At 53.1% G+C, this 1,912-nt stretch carries 3 protein-coding genes; all 3 read right to left on the reverse strand.

Annotated elements, in window-relative coordinates; translation table 11 throughout:
- Nucleotides 1–272 precede the first annotated feature (272 nt).
- Nucleotides 273–530 carry a hypothetical protein gene (locus EJI00_RS24770; RefSeq protein ID WP_126750109.1) on the reverse strand — a complete coding sequence of 86 codons (258 nt, stop codon included), beginning with the start codon at nt 528–530 and terminating at the stop codon, nt 273–275.
- Nucleotides 531–917: 387 nt separating this feature from the next.
- Entirely contained in the window at nt 918–1,175 is a 258-nt protein-coding gene (locus EJI00_RS24775) for a hypothetical protein (RefSeq protein ID WP_126750110.1), read from the reverse strand.
- 321 nt (nt 1,176–1,496) lie between these two features.
- A complete protein-coding gene (locus tag EJI00_RS24780) occupies nt 1,497–1,880 on the reverse strand; it encodes a hypothetical protein (RefSeq protein ID WP_221885072.1) in 384 nt (127 codons plus the stop codon).
- Between the last annotated feature and the right edge of the window lie 32 nt (nt 1,881–1,912).

Genomic DNA, 1,912 nt, shown 5'->3' on the forward strand with positions numbered 1-1,912 from the left:
CTTCAACGGTTTCGCCCGCAGGAAACGTTGGTTCCGCACTGTACCCCCGTATCCTACCGTCTTCATAGTAGTAAACCTCGTAGATAGCGACCGCGCCGCCTCGGCTCATTATTCGATATTCCCAAGTCATATATCTTCACTTATGGTAGTTGTCGATGTCATGGATGGTCACCACACCGTCTTCAACGCTAAATATGACGCGTTCTACACCACGTCTTTTGCCGCTGCCACCAAGGTCAATTGCAGATCTGCCAGCTTCCTAAGCTGTTTATTCAGCGATCTTTTTTTCCAAAGATTGCGAACTCGAGGACTAGAACCGCGATGAGTCCTCCGAGCCAATACGGAAGGCGGAAATAAGCGAAAGCCACAGCCTGGAAAATAAAACCCTTCGCATAGGTTTCATCAGTCTGCGGCGACGTGCCCTCAACCATGAACCAAGCAAGATGGCAGGCAACCACGAGAACCCACAGGCCCAGCGTCCACCAATAAATTCCCTGCGGCTTTCGCCTCGCTCGAAAGTTTGGGTTCATGGCACATTCGGCGGATTGAATCGTCCAAGGGCCTCACTCAATTCCAGAGGAATAGGACCTCCCTTTGGAATGTAGTAATTTTGCGCGCCCGGCGCTCGCATCGCATCACGCGCCACGCCGCCAGGGAATGGTGACATGTTTGTCGGCACTCCAGCTGCCCGCAAAGCCGAATCGGTACGTACGGCACAGTTGTCAAGTAATCCGACGCAATTCCTGCACCCATTGCGGGCCAAGTTGTCCAACGCACCTTCATCTTGGGCTGGCGTGCGAGGGATGACTGTGACTTGCTGGTCGCGAAACTTGCTTTGCCCCTCCAGATATTCCTGTGGTGAACCGCCGAGGGGGTATTGTTGCCATAGCTATACATTCCCGCGCCGCTGACTAGGTTTAGGCAGACAGAAGAGAAGTAACGCGGCGCAGTTCGGCGATGAGATACGGAATGTCCTGACGAGCATTGGCCATAAATTCGATATCGAGATCCGTTGCACCATCGAGGTCAATACCACCGATCGCTGTAACGATGCAACTCGAACCGCTTGAATGATCGCGCCCCTCAAGCATTGCTTTCCAGGGGCCACTTGTTGCGGCGTCTGTTCGTGCGGCGATTGCAGCAATTCGCTGTTCGTCGAGAAGTTCTTTTTTCATGCACATGGCCTATCGATTAGGGTTTTGTCTAACTGGCGTAAACAGTTGCTCAGCCTGCTGTGGAGTGATGCCGCACATTTCGCAGTGGACCGGATTGTTTGGGGTTGGCTTGGGGGTAACGTCACCACCCAAGCGGCGAACATCTCCAACAGTGGTGACGCCAAGTTTGGGGTTCGGGATCGTCGCTGAGAGTTCCTTGACAGTCATACCCGGAGCGGAATTCACGCTTGCTCTGTACATGTTCCCATTGGCGTCAATCGTGACACCACTTCACGTCGCGTGCGACGCAACCGGGGAAGGGGGATCCGCTCGTCGGCGCTATCAAATTCGCAGCCATTCGGCAAGCTCCGACTCATGTCGTATGCCATTCCCATCAATCCGGCAACACCATATTGCGGAGTTACCCCAACTCGAATCGCCTGTTCTTTTTTCCGCTTTTCCTTGGGCAATCAGATTGTCGGGGCACCCTTCATCACCTACATCTTCTTCGTAGACGTGTACGAGAAGTCCTTCGCTTAGATGGATCGTTGCCCCTGAAGAATCCGTTCGGAAGTCAGTCTGCGATAGCAGCACCAAGTCAGACTCCAGCATTTCGTTGAAGTCCACAGGAATGCGTGGTTGTTTCATTGCTCGACCCGCATTGGTGAAGTATTTGCTCCACTCGAAAGTTTTCGACAGATCGGGTTTTATGGTCGGTTTCTGCATTTTCTCAACGGCCGTTCGTGGGAACCTCTAGG

It is taken from the genome of Variovorax sp. DXTD-1 (assembly GCF_003984625.1).
Lineage (GTDB): Bacteria > Pseudomonadota > Gammaproteobacteria > Burkholderiales > Burkholderiaceae_C > Variovorax.